General features: G+C 63.1%; 14 protein-coding genes. 8 read left to right on the top strand and 6 right to left on the bottom strand.

What is annotated here, in order from left to right; all coding sequences use genetic code 11:
- Positions 1-80: 80 nt before the first annotated feature.
- On the top strand, positions 81-1,256 hold the full coding sequence (locus tag AC5FRW_RS06530) for a Cdc6/Cdc18 family protein (protein WP_493567627.1): 1,176 nt from the start codon (positions 81-83) through the stop codon (positions 1,254-1,256).
- Positions 1,257-1,261: 5 nt separating this feature from the next.
- Here AC5FRW_RS06530 and AC5FRW_RS06525 read toward each other — a convergent pair whose 3' ends face one another.
- The 3 genes from AC5FRW_RS06525 to kdgK1 all read right to left on the bottom strand — a co-directional run bounded on the left by AC5FRW_RS06525 (position 1,262) and on the right by kdgK1 (position 5,131).
- Positions 1,262-2,224 (bottom strand): ROK family protein, encoded by a 963-nt coding sequence (locus AC5FRW_RS06525; RefSeq protein WP_493567626.1) that lies wholly within the window; start codon positions 2,222-2,224, stop codon positions 1,262-1,264.
- An 87-nt stretch (positions 2,225-2,311) separates the two neighbouring features.
- The gene (gene pyk / locus AC5FRW_RS06520) at positions 2,312-4,060 is read right to left on the bottom strand and encodes a pyruvate kinase (protein WP_493567625.1); all 1,749 of its coding nucleotides are present in this window, start codon (positions 4,058-4,060) and stop codon (positions 2,312-2,314) included.
- Positions 4,061-4,177: 117 nt separating this feature from the next.
- The gene (gene kdgK1 / locus AC5FRW_RS06515; RefSeq protein WP_493567624.1) at positions 4,178-5,131 is read right to left on the bottom strand and encodes a bifunctional 2-dehydro-3-deoxygluconokinase/2-dehydro-3-deoxygalactonokinase; all 954 of its coding nucleotides are present in this window, start codon (positions 5,129-5,131) and stop codon (positions 4,178-4,180) included.
- 221 nt (positions 5,132-5,352) lie between these two features.
- Here kdgK1 and AC5FRW_RS06510 point away from each other — a divergent pair, with 221 nt between their 5' ends.
- The 7 genes from AC5FRW_RS06510 (at position 5,353) to AC5FRW_RS06480 (ending at position 15,272) form a co-directional block, all read left to right on the top strand.
- Positions 5,353-7,233, top strand: coding sequence for a PDC sensor domain-containing protein (locus AC5FRW_RS06510; protein WP_493567623.1), 1,881 nt, complete (start codon positions 5,353-5,355; stop codon positions 7,231-7,233).
- A 146-nt stretch (positions 7,234-7,379) separates the two neighbouring features.
- A complete protein-coding gene (locus tag AC5FRW_RS06505) occupies positions 7,380-8,609 on the top strand; it encodes an AI-2E family transporter (protein ID WP_493567622.1) in 1,230 nt (409 codons plus the stop codon).
- 2,420 nt (positions 8,610-11,029) lie between these two features.
- Positions 11,030-11,446, top strand: a complete 417-nt coding sequence (locus tag AC5FRW_RS06500) for a DUF5805 domain-containing protein (RefSeq protein WP_493567621.1) — start codon at positions 11,030-11,032, stop codon at positions 11,444-11,446.
- Positions 11,443-12,480: a tyrosine-type recombinase/integrase gene (locus tag AC5FRW_RS06495; RefSeq protein ID WP_493567620.1), complete on the top strand. Its 1,038-nt coding sequence runs from the start codon at positions 11,443-11,445 to the stop codon at positions 12,478-12,480. The genes AC5FRW_RS06500 and AC5FRW_RS06495 overlap by 4 nt, the downstream gene beginning before the upstream one ends.
- A gap of 203 nt (positions 12,481-12,683) precedes the next feature.
- Complete coding sequence (locus AC5FRW_RS06490) at positions 12,684-13,652, top strand: ABC transporter ATP-binding protein (protein ID WP_493567619.1); 969 nt, start codon at positions 12,684-12,686, stop codon at positions 13,650-13,652.
- On the top strand, positions 13,645-14,430 hold the full coding sequence (locus AC5FRW_RS06485; protein ID WP_493567618.1) for an ABC transporter permease subunit: 786 nt from the start codon (positions 13,645-13,647) through the stop codon (positions 14,428-14,430). Before AC5FRW_RS06490 ends, AC5FRW_RS06485 begins: the two co-directional genes overlap by 8 nt.
- Entirely contained in the window at positions 14,430-15,272 is an 843-nt protein-coding gene (locus AC5FRW_RS06480) for an ABC transporter permease (RefSeq protein WP_493567617.1), read from the top strand. The genes AC5FRW_RS06485 and AC5FRW_RS06480 overlap by 1 nt, the downstream gene beginning before the upstream one ends.
- Before the next feature lie 47 nt (positions 15,273-15,319).
- Here AC5FRW_RS06480 and AC5FRW_RS06475 read toward each other — a convergent pair whose 3' ends face one another.
- From AC5FRW_RS06475 to AC5FRW_RS06465, 3 genes are all read right to left on the bottom strand, one after another.
- Positions 15,320-15,847 (bottom strand): halocyanin domain-containing protein, encoded by a 528-nt coding sequence (locus AC5FRW_RS06475; RefSeq protein WP_493567616.1) that lies wholly within the window; start codon positions 15,845-15,847, stop codon positions 15,320-15,322.
- An 82-nt stretch (positions 15,848-15,929) separates the two neighbouring features.
- Positions 15,930-17,816 carry a molybdopterin biosynthesis protein gene (locus AC5FRW_RS06470; RefSeq protein ID WP_493567615.1) on the bottom strand — a complete coding sequence of 629 codons (1,887 nt, stop codon included), beginning with the start codon at positions 17,814-17,816 and terminating at the stop codon, positions 15,930-15,932.
- Positions 17,813-19,039: a molybdopterin-binding protein gene (locus AC5FRW_RS06465; protein WP_493567614.1), complete on the bottom strand. Its 1,227-nt coding sequence runs from the start codon at positions 19,037-19,039 to the stop codon at positions 17,813-17,815. Before AC5FRW_RS06465 ends, AC5FRW_RS06470 begins: the two co-directional genes overlap by 4 nt.
- Positions 19,040-19,049 lie beyond the last annotated feature (10 nt).

The raw sequence follows: 19,049 nt of genomic DNA, 5'->3' as shown, positions 1-19,049 counted from the left end.
AAACGGGTCGACCACTCCGCTAACCACGATTCTTTTAATGATGTGGCTGAAACGAACGACAGTACTCCCCCGGATCTGACATGGATATCGACGCGCGAATAAAACGACGACAGCGCAGGGACGAAGGCCCACGGCTGGTACAGGACTACGAATCACTGTCCCCGGTGGCCCACATCGACGACCCATCGGACAGGGGTCCCGTTTTCGAGCGGCTACTGGATCACCTCGATCCGGTGTTCGACGGGCGACTGCCACCAAACGCCTACGTTTCTGGTCCCTTCGGCTCCGGGAAGTCAGCCATCGTCACCGCACTGTTCTCGCGTCTCGAACGGCTTTCGACCGAGCAACGATCGGTCATCCACACGAGTACCCGGGCGGCCACGCCGACCGCGCCCGGGTTCGCCTACGTCGACATGCGGACGACGACGAGTCGATTCGCCTTCTATCATCACGTCCTCGATGCACTGGTCGACGAAGCGGTCCCGGAACACGGGATCAGTACCTCGGAGATACGGAGTCGACTGCACGAACTCCTCGGGAAGTCACGCACCGGCGTCGTCGTCGCGATCGATCACGTCAACGAACCGGACGGCACGGACGCGACGGAACTCATCGAACTACTGGCCGGTCTGCCCAGCAACGTTAGCTGGCTCGCAATCGGCAGGGAACGGCCCGGAGACATCGCACTGACCGAGTACACGGCAACGTCGATCACGATCGAACCCTATCGACGCCAGATGCTCGTCGACGTGTTGATGACCCGTGCCTCGGCGGGCCTCACGCCACAGGCGCTGAAACACGGACTGGCCCGCCGGATCGCAAAGTGGGCCGACGGCAACGCTCACGACGCGCTGGCGGCGCTGTTCATCGCGGCCGACCGGGCGATGCGTGACGAACGGACCAGACTGACCGACGAGGACGTGGGCGCTGCGATCGACGAGATCCCCACCCCTTCGGTGTCGCTGGATCGCGTGCTCGCACTCCCATCGAACAAGCAGGCGGTCCTCAGAGAGTTAGTGGATCTGGACCCCGCAGATCGCAAGTCGGTCACGAAGACGACCGAAGCGATCGCATCCAACCCTCACGTCGATCTCTCACCGGGGACGGTCAAACGGTTCCTCTACGAGATGGCCGAGGTCGGGATCGTCGAGCGCGTCCAGTCGGACGTACAGAACGGGAAAGGACGACCGCCGAGTCGCGTCGAACTTCGGTTCCCGCCGACCGTGTTCAGACGCCTGTACGATCTCGACCGATAACGTCGCTATCGTTCGCCGGTGCCGTCGGTGATCGCCGACGCAAGCGCACCCATTACGACGATCTCGTCACCCAGCGTCGTCAGTTTCACGTCGGGAATGTTCCCCAGAATCATCTCCGGGATCTCCTCTCTGATCGGCTCCAGTATCGCGTCGGGGTTGTTCAGCGCCACCGCACCGCCGACGTAGACGACCAGCGGTGCGTACGACTGCACGATGTTCGCGACGCCAATCGCGTTGAGGTGGCCGACCTCTCCGATGACGTACTCGGCGAAGTCGTCGCCGTCGCGTGCGTGATCGAACACGTCTGCGGCGTCGAAGTCACCGCTCTCGGTCGGGAGCGAGGTCTCGACGCCGTCTTCGGTGTATAGCTGCATCGCGTAGTGGGGGATGTTGTTGCCAGAACAGTAGGCTTCCCAGTGACCGTCCGCCCCGCAGCCACAGCCCATCACGCCCGCTGGGTCGAGCGTCATGTGACCGACTTCGCCCGCGTTACCGTCCCAGCCGCCGATGATGTTGCCGTCGACCGCGACTCCGGCCCCGATCCCCGAGGAGATCGTCAGGTACACCATGTCGTCGGGATTGCGATCCGAGAAGTACCGTTCCCCGATGACACCGGCGGTGGTGTCGTTGTGGAGATAGACCAGTTCCGAGTCGATCAGGTTCGAGACGGGTCCGGTCAGTGGGATTCGATCGATCGTATCCGGGAGGTTTGCCGGATTCTCGACGACTCCTTCTGCCAGATCGAGCGGTCCGATGGAGCCGATACCGGCGGCGACGATCGAACTCGGCGACACGTCGGCATCGTCACAGGCAGCCCGGAGACAGTCGAGCATCGCCTCTGTGACTGCGATGCCGTTCGGGCCGCGCGGTGTAGCTCGTGTGTCGGATCCGAGTTCGCGGGCGGACTCGTCGCCGATGACGGCACTGATGTTCGTCGCGCCGATATCGACCCCAGCGTATGCGGCCATGATATTGTGTCGGTGGACCCTTCGATACTTAACTGCACATATTCACCGGCGGTTCGGTACCGACCCACTGGGTCGGCGACCGTCCGCTTACCCCGAGCGTCCCGCGTCCGTCGTGTCCTCGTAGACGATACCGCGCTCCGCATCGAGTGTCACCGGAGCGCCGGTCTCGAACGCCGAGAGATCGGCGTCCGATATCATCGGGATCGAAAGCTCGCGGGCGACGATTGCCGCGTAGCTCGTCATGCCCGCATGGGCGTCGATGATCCCGCCGACCTCGTCGATGTCCCCATCGAACTCGCCTTCGAAATCGGCCGGTACGGTGATGATCGCACCGCTTGGCACGTCCGTGAGGTCGCCATCGGCGACGTGGTAGACGGGGCCAGACACCAGTCCGTCGACGACTGACCGGCCGTTCGCGATCCGCTCGGCTGCGACGTGGACTTTGAGCATGTTCGCCGTGTTCATCCCTTCCAGTTCGGTCATCATCCCCGAGAGGACGACGACCGTGTCGCCGCCGTCCGCAGCCTCGGTGTCCAGTGCAGCCTGCACTGCGTTCTGGATGATCGCGTCGGCCCCCTTCGTAGTGTACTCGGTCGAAACCGGGATGATGCCCCACGACAGCGCTAGCTGGCGGCACACGCGGTCACTCGGCGTCGACGCGACGATCGGGATCGACGGTCGGTACTTGGCCGATTTCAGCGCCGTGTATCCCGACTCGGAGGCGGCGACGACCGCCGACGCACCGATGTCACGGGCGAGGAAGCGTGCCGACCGAGCCAGCGCGTCAGTCCGGGTCTCGCCGGCGGCGGGGACGTGTTGCTCGCGGTTCTGGTCGTACTCCGGTGCCGCCTCGACGTCCCTGACGATCCGATCCATCGTCTCGACGACCCGGACCGGATTGTCGCCGATAGCCGTCTCGCCCGAGAGCATCACCGCGTCGGTGCCATCGAGCACCGCGTTCGCCACGTCAGACGCCTCCGCGCGGGTCGGGCGGCGTTCGTGGATCATCGAGTCGAGCATCTCCGTCGCCGTAATGACCGGGACACCGGCCTCCTGGCACTTGCGGATGATCCGCTTCTGGTAGATCGGCACGTCTTCGAGCGGGCACTCGACACCGAGGTCACCGCGTGCGACCATCACGCCGTAGGCGGCGTCGATGATCGAGTCGAGGTTCTCGACCGCGCCCGCGCGCTCGATCTTCGCGATGATCGGAATGTCGATCCCGCGCTCTTCCATCTCCGATTCGATCTCGTAGATGTCCTCACCGGACCGGACGAACGACGCGGCGACGAAGTCCGGTTTCTTCTCGGCTGCCACGTCCAGTTCCTGCCGATCGTTGTCGGTGATCGCCGGCAGATCGAGGTCGACACCGGGGACGTTGACGCCTTTCCGGGCACCGAGTTCGCCGCCGCTCTCGACGAGTGCGAACACCGAGTCACCTTCGATACGCTCGACCGTGGTCTCGATTCGCCCGTCGTCCAGCAACACCCGGTCGCCGGGTTCGACCTCGGTGATCGACAACGAGAGGCCGACACGTTCGCTGGTCGCCTCGTCGGACTCGACGAACTCGACGATTGTTCCCTCTTCGAGGGTAATCTCGTCTCGGATCGGCGCCGTCCGCACCTCGGGGCCGGGCATGTCGAGCATCGACGCGACCGGTCGGTCGGTCGTCGCGTCGACCTCGCGGATCCGGTCGATCATCTCGCGGCGGTGCTCTGGCGAGCCGTGGCTCGCGTTCAGACGAGCGACCGACATACCCGCCTGTGCGAGACTTCGGATCTGGTCGACCGACTCTGTCGCCGGGCCGAGTGTGCAGACGATCTTCGCACTACGCATCGGTTTTCAGGCCTCCTTCCGTCGAAAAAACGGAGCGTACAATCATAGTAGGTGCTACCCAGCGAGGGGATAAGAAGGTTGTCGACCCGCGGTATTTTGCGGGCGACCCCGTCGAGATTATCGCGAAATGTCGGCGGTCCCACCGTCGATGACTGCGTCGACTTCGGCCGGTGTGACGACGGCGATGTCGCCGGGAATCGAGCGTTTGAGTGCCGCGGTCGCGGCAGCGTATTCGAGCGACTCGGCGACAGTGCCACCGTCGACGTACTGTGAGAGGAAGCCACCGACGAAGGAATCTCCCGTCCCGACCGGATAGGCACTGGTGGCCTCGAACGTCGGTTGCTCGAAGACGGTCTCGTCGGCCACGGCCAGCGCCGGGTCTGTCCCGCGGGTCAGGACCGTCACCTCGAAGCCGAACTCGTCGGCCAGACCCCGAGCGATCGATTCGCCGTCGCCCGACCGGTCCAGTACGTTCTCGGCGTCGCGTTGGGCGACGACGAGCACGTCGACGTTCGGGAACAGCGCTTCGAGCGTCACTTTCGCCTCGCTGGGCGACCACAGTTTCGATCGATAGTTGAGATCGAACGAGGTCAGGGTATCGGCTGCCGTCGCACGTTCGAGCAGCGTCGCGGTCGTCGCTTCGAGCGTCTCAGACAGCGCAGGTGTGATGCCGGTCGTGTGGAACGCCTCGGCGCTCTCGATCAGATCGACCGGTAGCTCTTCGATCGTCGCCGTCGTCACGGCCGCGTCGGCCCGGTCGTAGATGACGTTGTTCCCTCGCGGGGCCGCTCCGGATTCGAGGTAGTAGGTCCCCTGTCGTCCCTCCTCGGCCCAGACGATGTCCGTCTCGACGCCGTGACTGGCGAGTTCGGCGGTCACACGCCGACCGACCGGTGAATCGGGAAGTTTGGACACCCACGTCGCATCGACGCCGAGTCGCTGGGCCGACACCGCGACGTTGCTCTCCGCGCCGGCCGCACGGACGACGTACTCGTCTGCAGTCTCGATACGCTCGTCACCTGGTGGCGACAGTCGCAACATGGTCTCTCCGAAAGTTACGAGATCCGTCATGCGAGAACCTGAAATCCCCCGTCGTATAAATCCCGACGAACTGGCCGAGATTCCACGCTCTTCGGACTTTCATTCACGGGTGATGACACACTCCAAAGGCTTATGTACCCAAATAATACACACAAACCTATGTCAGTGAGGGAAACGTGGTCAGTGAGTGGCTCGCAACACGACTGTGAGTCAGTCACTACCAAACAGGTGGTCGTTGGTGGTGGTGTCCGATGAGTCAGTCGGATACACCGTCTGAAAGTATCTTCCAGAAGATAACGCCGAACGTCGTCCGTCGAAGTTTCGCGCTGAAGTTCGGGATCGTCTTTCTCGTTCTCGCGGCGGCGATCGGGCTGATCGGTGTCGCGGCGACCGACGAAGTGCGGAGCCAGACACAGCAAAACGTCGAAGAACAGTACAAGAACACTGCACTCCAGAAGAGTGGACTCGTCGAACAGTGGGTCAGTCAGAATCGACTGTCGACGAAGCTACTCTCGAATCAGGATCGCTGGGCGTCCGACGATGGTGATCTGGCCCTCGCCCTCGAAAACGAACGCTCTCGGCTGCCGGGCGACGCCGAGAACATACACCTCCTCGAACGGGGTCTCTCGGAAGCGACTGTCGTCGCCAGCACGAATCTCGAGGCCGAGACCGGTGTGAAACGAGTCAACCTCGGCTGGACCGGTAACGTGTCCCTCGACGATGCGACGGCAGTGACGGCGTCTGGTGTCTACTACGACAACCAGAACCGGGAACCGACGATCGGATTCGCCAGCCCCGTCTCGGCATCTCAGAACCGGCTCCTCGTCGTCGAGTACAGTATCGAGGAGATCGCATCGGATCTTCAGGGTACCGGTGGAAACGCCGATCAGTTCACGCTGGTCGTCAACGACGACGGTCGCGTCATGATCGATCAGGCCGAAGGCACAAGCGACAGTCGTCGCGACCCGATGGTGTTCAACACCTACCCGGTCGGCCAGAGCGTCGACGATGCGAACTCCTTCCGCGACACCACACAGGAGGCCGGTGTGAAGACGGCGATGCCCGCCAACTCGGATCTGATCGACGAGCAGTACACGGTCGGCTACGCCCCAGTGGAGGGAACTGAGTGGGTCGTCCTGACCCACGCGCCGTCCTCGACGGTGTTTGGCTTCGTGCAGGACATCCAGCAGTACGGCCTGATCGCCACGGTCGGGATGGTCGTCCTCGTCGGTGGTGTGGGCGCTGTCCTCGGATGGAGCACCGCATCGTCAATCGACGGACTGAGTCGGAAGACCGAGGAGATGCGCGAGGGCAACCTCGACGTCACGCTCGCGTCGAATCGAATCGACAACATCGGACAGCTATACGACGGCTTCGCGGAGATGCGCGACGCGCTCAAAAATCAGATCGACGAGGCCGAGCGTGCCCGCAAAGAAGCGGAAGTCTCCCGGGCCGAAGCGATGGAGATGAGCAATTACCTGCAAGAGAAGGCCCGAGAGTTCTCGATCGCGATGGAACAGACTGCCGGTGGTGACATGACGACTCGGATGGAGCAAGACGGAGAGAACGAGGCGATGGACACCATCGCCGCGGAGTTCAATCGGATGATCGAGGAACTCGAAAAGACGACCGGACAGCTCAAGAGCTTCTCCGACGAGGTCGCAGAGTCCGGGGACGTGGTCCTCCAGAGTGCAGAGTCCGTCCGGGACGCCTCCGAACAGGTCGCCGAATCGGTCCAGAAGATCTCGGACGATGCCTACGAGCAGAAAGATCAACTCCAACAGATCTCTGAGGACCTCGACACGCTTGTCGAAACCCTCGAACGATTCGAGCGGGACCACGACGGTGTCGACCTCACCGACTCGCTCGATCAGTTCCGCACTGTCGCGACGCAACTGCAGAATGCTGCAGACACCAGTGAACAGATGATGGCCGAATCCGAAACCGTCGCCGGAGCGGCCGAAGAACAGGCAGCAGAACTCAACGAGGTGTCCTCGCGCGCACGCCAGCTCAAACGATACGCGCGACCGCTTGGCGACATTCTCGACCGCTTCGAAACCGAAGCCGAACACGAGTTCGTCTTCTCCGGAGGTCCGTCACAGACGGCCCGCAACCTCGACGACGACGAGTAGCGACACCCCCGGGCTTTCTCACCCGTCGAACAGTCTCGACAGTCCGTCTTCCGCTCGATCGTTCCCCTGGTCACTCTCGCCGATACCCCGGCTGGCCGCGTTCGCAGGCACAACTGATACACGTCTGAAAGGTCAATAGAACTGTAATGACTGCCAGTGGATCGTGGACTCCAGCCGACCGCACGCGCGTCGGCTGGTGGCTGCTCGTCGTGCTACTGGCCGTCGTCGCTGGCTACATTGCGTACTCGTTTCTCGGCCTGCTGGTCGTCGGTGTCTTCGGGTACTACGCGACCCGACCGATCTGTGAGCGCGTCGAGTCGATCACCGACTCGGAGAGTCTGGCCGCGATGGCGACGGTCCTGCTCGTGCTCGTTCCAGTGATAGTCGTCGCGCTCTGGGCCGGATTCCAGCTCTTCGAGGAGATCCAGCGCCTCGCGTCGACGACGGACGGCTTCGTCTCACTCGTCACGTCGTACTTCAATCTCGATGCGCTTCCGAGTGACCAGCAATCCATCCTGCGCTCGATCACGTCGAATCCTCGTGAACTTCTCGCGAACCCCCGCCAGTCGTTGCGATCGGTGTTTCAGCTAGGGGTCGCCGTCGTCTCTGGGCTCGCCAGTACGTTGTTGTTTCTCGCGCTCGCGATCACGCTCTCCTATTTCCTCCTCGCGAACGACGAGGAACTCTCCGCGGGCCTGACGACGCTGTTTGGCGGGCGTGAGACCACCGCGTACAACTACGCCGTCGCCATCGACGAAGACTTAGAGAGCGTGTTCTTCGGCAATCTTCAGTTCATCGTCGTCATGTCCGTTGTCGCGACGATCGCCTACTGGGCGACGAACGCCCTCGCACCCGCAGGACTGCGCATTCCGATGATCTTGACACTCGCTTTCCTCACCGGGGTCGCGAGCCTCATCCCCATCGTGGTCGGCAAACTCGTCTACGTCCCGGTCGTCGGACACCTCCTGCTTCAATCGCTCGACGTGGCGGGGAACCAACTGCCGTTCGTCGGCGGCGTCCTCCTCGCCTACTTCGTCCTCCTCGATATCGTGCCCCAGACCTTCCTCCAGCCGTACATCACCGGCCATCATCTCGATGCGATGGTACTCCTGTTCGGGTACCTGCTCGGACCGATCCTCTTTGGCTGGTACGGCTTTTTCCTCCTGCCGATCGTGTTCATCGTTCTTATCGAAACAGTTCGAATCCTCCTCCCCCAACTGATTCACGGGGATCAACTCACCCCGACGGCCTCCATGGCCGAATCCATCGGCACGGACCCGATGACCGCTCGGGACGACGTACCCGATGAACGAGAAGAGACGCTCGAAGTCCTCGAAGACGACACGCAGGCCGAGTCGTCGGGCGATGCTGAGTAGTCTGGGTTCGCGAATCCATGCGATCGGATGGTACCGCAGCGATCAGCCGATCACTTCCGAACCGATCAGCGGTCGGTGATCCGCCCGTAGGCCACTCGAATCGACTGGACGGACCGCTCCCAAAACCGGGAACCCTGTGAGTGCCTGCTCTCTGGTCGAAACGAGTCACGTCGACCTCGCACATATTGGTATAGCACTATGCAATTTATGTGTTCCATACCGCCCACGCTGAGACACAAGAAAGTGTCAATGTAATTTTATTCCTCCATCGATCAGTCCGAAAACCGGTCGTGTTCTGGCGGTGGCTTCAACGACTGAGTCGACGTAGTGCGTCTTTGCTACACTCCACTGGCGCGACCCCGCTCACGATGGTCACACGTACGAGAACGTCGATTGAGTGGCCCACTGCTGGGCTTGGATCGAAACCCGAGACGCCACTCCAACTGTAATCTATCCCACCTCGACCGTAGCTATCCAACGTCAGAGGGCAAACAGACTGTGGCTGATCGACAGCGAACAGTGCTCGTCGACAGAGCACAGTTCACAGGAGCGTCGTCGACGAAGAGCACCTCCTGACCCAGAACCGCCGCCCGACGGACCGACGGGTCAGGTAGACCGCAGATGCAAGCCAATGGAGGGTCCCACATCTACCGTTCGCAGGCCAGTCACGCTATCTACTGACTCCGAGACTGCCGACTCGTCGCCCACAGTCGCCATCTGCTTGCGAATCGCCGGGACGAACGAGATCGCTGGAACACCGGGCCGAGAAATCGTTGTGGAATATCGTTTTCGCTCGCTCTACCCGCGATGTCGAGAAAACAGCACTCTCGTCGTGAGGGTCACGGTCGCTGTCGATGTCGACGGGCGACTCGCAAACGCTGTACTTCGGACAGTCGTGGAGAACCGTCGGCAGGCCAACTGCTCGGCGCCTCTCCCCTCTCGTGGTTCGTATCACTAGTACGGATAGCGAACGGCGAACGTCTGTAGGGTGGCTCTCGCAGGCTAGTGTGATAGGTTCGGACCGCCGACGGATCGAGTCTGGAGGATGGCCGGACGCCCTCCGACCGAGAGAGGACCTAACACGGCCTGCCTGAGTGGTCGTGTTCAGATATACAGTCCAGTCTCCGCGTGGCAGACACAAAGCCCTCTTATCTGCACAGCATTGCCTGAGTCAGTCACTGACGGAAAGCAATTCGGTGTCACATGACAAACCCATGCCCGTCGATACTCGTGGTTACACGGGCCGATCAGGCTGTATCTGATGGGTTGCAGTGCGTCGATGCGTGAGACGAGCGTGCTTTCCGGTCGTTTCCGTCGGAGCAACACGAATCGTTAGCTGGGTTGCCTGCTGCCTTTTCGGTGCCCTCGCCGACGCTGCAAGGGTCGTGACACTGCACAGCAGGTGCGTCGATCCAACTGTCCGGTGAATCGGCTGTGGGGATGAAACCCTGATATACGACAGTGTGGCATACCCTAGGCTGGCACTATGACCCCCTCAGTATCGCCCACGATCCCGTGTGGACGGCATCACCCTCAGTGCTTGGGAGACCATTCCAGCACGGCAGACGCCCGCTGTTGAGACACATTTGAATACACGAGAGCGTGTCGATCTCGACGCACGGTGTTCAATAGCTCTCTACTACCTCCTGACCGCAGTGTTCAGATAAGCGGCAGCATCCGTAGAGATTGAGACACCGAAAGCCCTCGTGCAGTTGCGGTCCCGCGACTCGCTACGCGCTTCGCGTGCTTGCCGAGAGGGACTCCGCGAGTTCCTCTGGCCGTGCGAACGGGCGCTTCGCGCCCGTGAGCAGACTTCGCCGGGGTTCCCGCAAAGGCCGGCCGGCTCCACCGGCCGGCTATACCGTGGCGGCGCAGCCGCCACGTAGCGCTCGCCCTTTCATCCACCAGGGTTTAGACGGCCTCTCGGGCTGATTCCTGGCGGATGAAAGGGCGAGGCTCGGTAGCCGGATCTGCGGCGGCACATATTCGACCGCAGGGAGAATATCCGACGCAGATTCGGCCAGCGTGCCGAGGGCTTTCGGTGCCTTGTTCTGACTTCACCCGATCTCTCTCTGAACACGACCCCCCGACTCCCCATCCGACTTCGAGGGCTGATGCCCGACGCCACGGCTGGCCCGGCGGTAAGTCGATCGGTGAACGGGTACCCATCATATTTCAGTACATTACTGGATCGGAGTGAATCGAGTCGATACGATATTGGACCACACAGCATTGCGATATCTGACCTGTGTTCGGCGACATTATTTATTTGTGCGAATGGCATAGTCGACAGATTTCTGAGTTAGGCTCACAAATAATCCAATCACCACTTGCCGCCTGAGGATGTCAGATAGACAAATAAGGGTCTTTATCCGTGAATATGAGTTACATTGATGTAGCTGGCACCCAAGCGACCGAACATGGCAAGTGACGGGGCCGTCGACGCGTCGCGGTCGCGAGTCCAGACGTACGTACCGACATATCAGAAAGACGAATGGCAGTCACACGCCGACGAACTCGACATGAGTCTGAGTGAGTTCGTCCGATCGATGGTCCAGGCTGGCCGTCGAGGGTTTACAGGCCCTGAGACGGCTACCGAAGACGAGGGGGAAGAGAAACCCCGTGCAGGGCAAGGTTCCGGCCCTGAACCCCAGGGTCGAGGCCTCGAAGACCGGGTCCTCTCGATCCTCGGCGACGGCGGGACCTACGACTGGGACGAACTCGTGGCAGCGGTCACCAACGATGTCGAGGCGGAACTGGACGAGACGCTACAGGAACTGCAAGCCCGTGACGAAATTCGATACAGCGGTCGTGACGGGGGGTACGTGAAACGATGAGTTCCGGGACCGAAGCGGCCGGGGCTGAGGAAGACCCGGTTGGGTACTTCCTCGACGATATCACTTACCATGGAAAGACAGAGCGGACGCGGGCGTACTACGAACGGGTGTTGCGGGACTTCGAGTCGTTTCTGGACAGCGGTGCGCGACCCGTCGACCTCCACGAAGCGACGCACCGGGACTGCATGGCCTACGTCCACGGGCTTCGTGGTCGACAGAGCGAGTCGACGATCGCGACGTACGCCTCGTACCTGCACCGATTCTACGCGTACATGAATCAGGTGGGGACGTTCGATCGGAACCCGATGTCACTGGTCATGGAAGAGATGGACGAGACGATCGACACCGACCCACAGCGTCGGGAGATCTCCATTCCCGAGATGCGATCGTTCGTCGCCCAGATCACCCATCCACTGGAGCGAGCGGTAATCGTGACTCTCCTCAAAACCGGGATGCGGGCCGGTGAGCTGTGTAATCTCGACCTCCGTGATCTACACCTTTCCGGGACTCGACTGGCCGACCCTGAACGAGTCCGTGTACAGTTAGACGGGCGCCCGGATTCTCTGTTCGTCTCACCCGAGCCAGCACGCGGAAGCGTCGTCAACGGCGAAGAACGGTCTGCAGCCAACAAGCGAAAACGGGAGACGACGATACCGATCGACGCCGAACTGGCGGCCGTTCTGGAACGATGGCTCGCGATACGGCCGGATTCCCGATCTGACGCGGCACCGCTCTTTACGTCGACAAGCGGTGACTGGGGGGCACGGTTGACCCCGGATATGGTCCATCACATCGTCGAGCAACACGCACGAGAGCGGGGGTGGTATCAGGACGGCGGCGGTGCAGCGGCCAACGTCACACCCCATTACTTCAGGCACTTCTTCACCACGCACCTCCGGGATCGGACCGGTGATCGGGGCATCGTGAAGTACCTCAGGGGCGATGTCGCACAGGACGTAATCGACACGTACACCCACGAGTGGGGAGACCGAGTCAGGTCCGTCTACGAGCAGCAAATATACGAAATGTGTTAGTTCTGGTTCACTTGCTGTCGCGATTCGATGGCCGATAGCAAACTAATAAACTGCATACCGCTATACCAATTGCTGGTGGCTCGATCACGTCGTTTGATCGTCAGAGACGCCCTGTCAGACCGGCTGCAAGCGGAATACGGTCGATGAGGGCTGGGGAAAACGTGAACTTGGGGCCACACGTCGATAGGAAGTGTGAGCGAGTCATGACTGCGATCGAGGTCGACGGACTGACGAAGTACTACGGCGAGATCTGTGGGGTCGACGATCTTACCTTCGAGGTACGCGACGGAGAGGTGTTCGGGTTTCTCGGTCCCAACGGTGCCGGGAAGACCACCGCGATCAGGACACTGATGGGATTTCAGTCACCGACCGCTGGCACTGCAACGGTCCTCGGTGCCGACATTCACGATGCCGACGCACTCCGAGCGGTCCGCGCGAACGTGGGGTACCTGCCGAGTGAACCCGGCTTCGACGAATCGGTCACAGGACGGCGACTGCTGTCGTATCACGGGGCCTTGCGGGGGGACACACGCAGTGACGAACTTCTCGAACTGTTCGATCCACCGCTCGATCGCAAGGTCGGGCAGTACTCGCGTGGGAACAAGCAGATGCTCGCGATCCTCGTCGCGTTCATGCACGATCCAGACCTCGTCTTCATGGACGAACCCACGTCGGGTCTCGACCCGCTGAAACAGGAGGAACTCCTGAGTTTTATCGAGACCGAGCGTACCCGTGGCAAGACGTTCTTCTTCTCGTCGCACATCCTCAGCGAAGTGCGAAAAGTCTGTGACCGGGTCGGCATCATCCGAGACGGTCGGCTCGTCGAACTCGAAGCGATCGACTCGCTGCTGGACCGGACTGGGAAGATCGTTCGTGCGAGCGTGAGTGGGACAGTCACTGCCGATGAAGTCACGCTCGACGGGGCTCACGACGTGACAGTCAGTGGCGGGGGCGACGGCAGCGAGGAGGCGACGGTCTCGTTCACCTACACGGGAGCGTACGACCCGCTGCTGCGTCACCTGCTGCAGTACGACCTCAGAGACCTGTCGATCGAAGAAGCGCCGCTCGAAGACGTATTCATGCGGTTCTACGACGACGATCCGCGGGCGGCCGTCGAGGAAGTCGAAAGTCGCGGAAGAGAGACGACAGACGCGGAGTCGGCGGATGCTTGAGACGGCGCGGTTCGAGGCACGAGAGCAGTTCCCCGGCGCAGTCGTGCTGGCAATCGGCATCTCGGCGTTCGCAGGCATGATGATCGCCATCGCACCGGGGATTCTCGCGGAAGTGGATCTGGCGGCCCTGACCGAACAGCTACCGCCCCGGATGGTCGAAGCGCTGAGCCTCACCGTCATCGGCACCATCGAGGGGTTCATCGCTCTGGAGCTGTACGAGTTCGTCTGGCTGCTCGGTCTGGGTATCTACGTGGCCTATCGGGGTGCCGGTGACATCGCAGCAGACATCGAGGAGGGTCGAATGGACATGCTGCTCGCGGCACCAGTCTCTCGCGAGACGATCGTCGTCGAGAAGTACCTCGCACTGTTGACCCCAATCGTCGTCGTCAACGTCGTCGTCTTCGCCGTCGTCGTGCTGGGGACACGCGCGATCGACGATCCGATCGCACTCGTCGACGTGGTCGCCGTCCACGCACTGTCGATCCCGTACTTGCTTCTGTGTGGCGCGTTCGGCGTGTTCACGTCGGTCGTCGCATCACGACGAATCGTCGCCGAGGGGACGGCCGTCGGGACGCTCGTCGGTACGTTCCTGATCGAAGCGGTCACCGTCGGCACGGACCTCGACTGGCTCGCAGCCGTAGCCCCGATGCAGTACTACGACCCCATCGCGATCCTGACGGCGAACGAGTACGATCTCGTGGGCAGCGGTATCCTCCTTCTCGCGGCGCTCGTCCTGCTGATCGCGAGCCAACAGTGGTTCGCACGGAGGGATGTCTGATGACAGCGGACGTTTCCGAGACGACATCGAAGGCGAGCACCGGCCACATCGGGACAGCCCTCTGCGTGTTCCAGTTCGAGGCTGCCCAGCGTGTCAGGATGACCGGGATTCTCACGGTGGGACTCTCACTGTTCGGTGGATTCTACATCTGGCTCGGGCCACAGGTCGTCACCGGCGTCGACATGACCGCACTGATCGAGACGTTCCCGCCCGCGCTCGCGGCGCTGATGGGTTTCGAGAGTCTGGAATCGCTCGAAGGGTTGCTGGCGAGCGAGTTCTACACGTTCGGCTGGATCGTCGGTCTGGCCGCCTACGTCGCCTACAGTGGCGCAGGCACTGTCGCCGAGGACCTCAGACGCGACCGGATGGATATGGTACTCGCCGCACCGGTCTCTCGTACCAGTGTCCTGTTGGGCAAGTATCTCGCACTGATCGTACCGATCATAGTGATAAACACCGTCGTGCCGCTGGTGCTTTTCGTCGGATCATGGCTCGTCGACGATCCGCTTCCCCTCGTCGACCTGTTCGGGTTACACGCGGTCGCGGTGGTCTACCTCCTGTTCTGGGGTGCTGTCGGCGTCCTGCTCGGTGTTGGTGTCCGACGCGGCACGACCGCCGGCCGTGTCGGTCTCGGTCTCGTCTTCGCGGCGTGGCTCTTCGAATCGATTCTCGTCGGGACCAACTACGACTGGGTCGGTGGATTCTCGCCTGTTCGGTACTTCGATCCACCAGCGATCCTGATCGACGGGACACACGATCTCGCCGGTGCTTGCCTGCTCGGGGCCGCGGCGGTCGTCGTCCTCGCCGTGAGTCAGCAACTGTTCGTACGGGCGGACGTGTGAGCACAGACCCGGCGGTCGAACCCGTTTGACCCGCCAGTGGCTTCAAATCACTCGACGGCGATCCCACCTTTCATCCCGAGCGAGAGGTGTGGCTCGCAGTGATACAGCACGATCCCGGTGTCGTCGAGTGTCCGTGTGTACTGTACGCCGGACCCGCCCACTGGCTCACCGGAACTAAATTCGTAGTCGGACGCGCCGATCTGTTCGGTCGGGAGCGCTTCGACGTTGTGGGGATTTCCTTCGCCAGTCCAGTTCCAGCGGATCTCCGTGCCCGACGAGACGACGGCGGCCGGGGGCGCGTATGCGAAGGCCCCACCGTTGCCCTCGGAACCCACGTCGATGGTCACCGACGCCTGATCTCGCAGCACCGCGAACGTCCCATCGTAGTTGTCGCTCGCACCGCCGACTTCGGTCTCGGTCAGCCACTCGTCGATCGACGGATACTCGGCTCCGGTCACAGTGGGACCTGAGGCACCACCGTCGCTTCCGCTACCGTCACCGCCACAGCCAGCGAGCGCGACGATCAGGAGACTACCCGCTCCGAGAATCTGTCGTCGGGTCGAGCGGCGATCCATGACCGCTCTAAGACGGGCCGGACAGATAGTAAGCGAGTACGTACGCCAGAGTAAGTTCCCGCGCGCTCGCTGATCGGCTCGCTTACCGGCGTTCGAACCCGGCGAGAGACGACGGATCGACCGATTCGAGGGCGTCCTGCAGCGCCGTCACGCCGGTCTTGTCGATACGGTCTGGGTTCGCGAGCAGCCATACTGGTTGTCGTCCGAACGAGACGAATTCGAGGGCCAGCGCATCGGCAGTCGCTCGGAGTCCGAGACCCGCGTCCGCCTCGCCCGTGGCGACCGCTCGGGCGGGACGCTCGAACCCGCTCGCAGCCAGTTCGTACCCGTCGATGTCGGTCGTCAGCCCCTCCCGATCAGTGTCACGTTCGACAGCCAGCGCGTCGAGGGCGGCGTCGAGGCTGGCGCGAAGGCCACTCCCGGTCGCGAGATTGCTGAAGGATCGATCCGTGTCGACGAGCGACGCCAGCCCGTCGAAAGCGCCGCTCTCGCCGGCCGGAACGACCAGCCCCCACTCTCTCGTCCAGCCCCCGATTTCGATAGCGTCGCAGTCCGGGTCGTCTGCGCTGGGACCGGCGGCGACCGCCACGTCGGGGACGCCGTTTCGAAGCTGTCGCAGTCCCGACTCAGTCCCGACCGGGAGGAAGCGCGGCCGGTCGAGCCTGTCGAGGACAGTGGAGAGTAGCGGGTCCGACTCACCGACACAGAGGATGGTCGGCGGGCGGACCTCGGCCGAGAAGAGATCGACCGTCACGGTCTCGCCGGCGTCGAGGAAGGCGGTGTCGGCCGGTACGGTGACGGTCCCGTCGGCGTCGACGAGGCTCGTCGTCGCACCGCTGCCCTTGTCGACCGGGTAGACGAGCAGGTCGTCGTTGCCATCCTCGACGAGGCCGGCGGGGAGCAGCCGTCTACGGCCCGCTTCGTATCGCTCTCGGACGGCCATCCGTCCGGTGACTGTCGCTGTCGGCGGTTCCGGCAGTCCCGCTGCGTCGCGCAGCAACGGTGCGACGAACACGCGAAAGATCGTGAGTGCCGAGACCGGGTAGCCCGGCAGTCCGACGTAGGCGGCGTCATCGAGTTCGCCGACCAGCATCGGCTTGCCTGGCTTGATCGCGGTGCCGTGCAGTCGGAGTTCGCCCTGCTCCCCGATCACGCGGTAGATCACGTCGACGGCGCTCGCGCTGGTCGATCCCGACGAGAGGACCAGATCGCACTCGTCGGCCGCCTCGCGAAGGAGGCGTTCCATCTCGTCGTAGTCGTCGCCGACGTGGGGATACAGTTGTGGGTCGCCGCCGGCCTCCGCGACCGCTGCGGCCGTGGTGTAGCTGTTCACGTCGTAGATCTGACCGGCCCGACTGTCGAGGTCGTCGCCGGGGCGGACGAGTTCGTCGCCCGTCGATATGATGCCCACGGTCGGCTTGGCTCGGACGGGAACCTCGTCGACGCCGAGTGCCGAGAGCAGGCCGATCTCTCTGGGCGTGCATCGCGTCCCCGGGCCGAGTGCACGAGTGCCGGCGGCGATGTCCGTTCCCGACGGCATGATGTTCTCGCCCGGTGTGACGGGGGATCGGATCGCGACGCCGTCGTCGGTCTCGCTCGTCCGTTCGACGATCACGACGGCGTCGGCACCCTCGGGCATGACCGCGCCGGTCGAAATCTCGACTGCCGTGCCGGGATCGACGCTCGTGTCTGGCTTCTCACCCGCGTGGACCACGCCCGCAAGCGTGAGCGTGACCGGATCGGTCTCGTCGGCACCGAACGTGTCCCGCGCCCGGACGGCGTACCCGTCCATGCTGGCGCGATCGAATCCGGGCACGTCGATGCCGGCATCGATCCGCTCGGCGAGGACGCGACCACGGGCCTCAGTCAGCGGGACCGTCTCGGTCCCGGGATCGATGTCGAGGCCGCGCACGACTTCGTGGGCACGTTCGGGCGAGGCGAGATCACAGAACTCCTTGCGGTCGCTCACTGTGACCACTCCCAGTGTTCGACGGCGACGGACCGTCCCGCCTCGTACCCCTCGGCCGCCTCGGGCACGGCGATCCAGCCGTCCGCCAGCGCGGCGGTCGAGAGCGCACCCACCCAGTCCGTTCGCGTCGGCGTCGCCGTGGCGCGGTCGTCACTCGTTCCTTCACTGTCGAGAGTCACGCCGACGAACGACCGGACCCCGACCTCGCTCGCGACCTTGCGGTCGAGACTGGCCGCAGTCGTCGGAAACTGGCTGACGGGTCGCCCGGCGAGGCGCTTCAGCGCAGGCCGGAGCAACTGGACGGCAGTGACGATAGTCGCCACCGGCGCTCCCGGCAACACGAGGATCGGCGTGTCGTCGACGACGCCGACGGCGACCGAACGACCCGGATCGATCGCGACACCGTGGTCGAGGACCTCGCCGATGTCGGCGAGGACACTCGGTAGCAGGTCCTGCTCCCCGATACCGGACCGACCGGTGGTCACGACGATGTCGTGGTCGGTGGCGCGTTCGAGCGCCCCGCGGAGCGCTGCTGTGTCGTCTGCCACGGCGTCGTGGGTCGTCGCGAGACCACCCCACCGCCCGACGAACTGGCTCACAGTCTGGCCGTTCGTCTCGACGATCTCACCTGGGGCGGGATCGGACTGGACCAGTGCCGACCCGACGGGGAGCACGCACACGCGCGGGCGCTCGACCACCTCGACCGTGTCGACACCGACGGCTTCGAGGAGTGCTAGCGCCGACGGTGAGAGCAGATCGCCCGGTTCGAAGAGCCGCTGGCCCTCGGATACGTCCGCGCCGATCCGCGCGACGTTCGTTCCAGCTGCGACCGGACGGGACACTGTGGCGAGGTCGTCGCTTTCGATGGTGACGCGGTCGATTCCGACGACGGCGTCTGCACCCGCCGGCAGTTCGCTGCCGTCGTGGACGCGCCGGGCCTGTCCCGAATCGACCGCCTCGGCGAGCGACAGCTCGACCGGCGAGTGGCTGCTCGCGTCGAAGGTGTCGCTGGCACGGACGGCGATCCCGTCCCTCGTCGTCCGATCGTACTGTGGCACCGCCCGCGGTGCGGTGACGGCCGAGGCCAGCACGCGCTCGGCTGCGTCTGCGACCGCGACCGTCTCGTTCCGGTCGATGGGCGCGAGTCCGTCGAGCAGTCGCTCGCGGGCCTCGTCGAGCCGAATCCGCTCTCTGAATCCCACGCCCCGAGGGTCGTCTGTCATGCTCGACGTG

Source organism: Halomicrobium sp. HArcht3-1, assembly GCF_058933345.1.
This window is presented reverse-complemented; position numbering and strand designations above follow the sequence as displayed.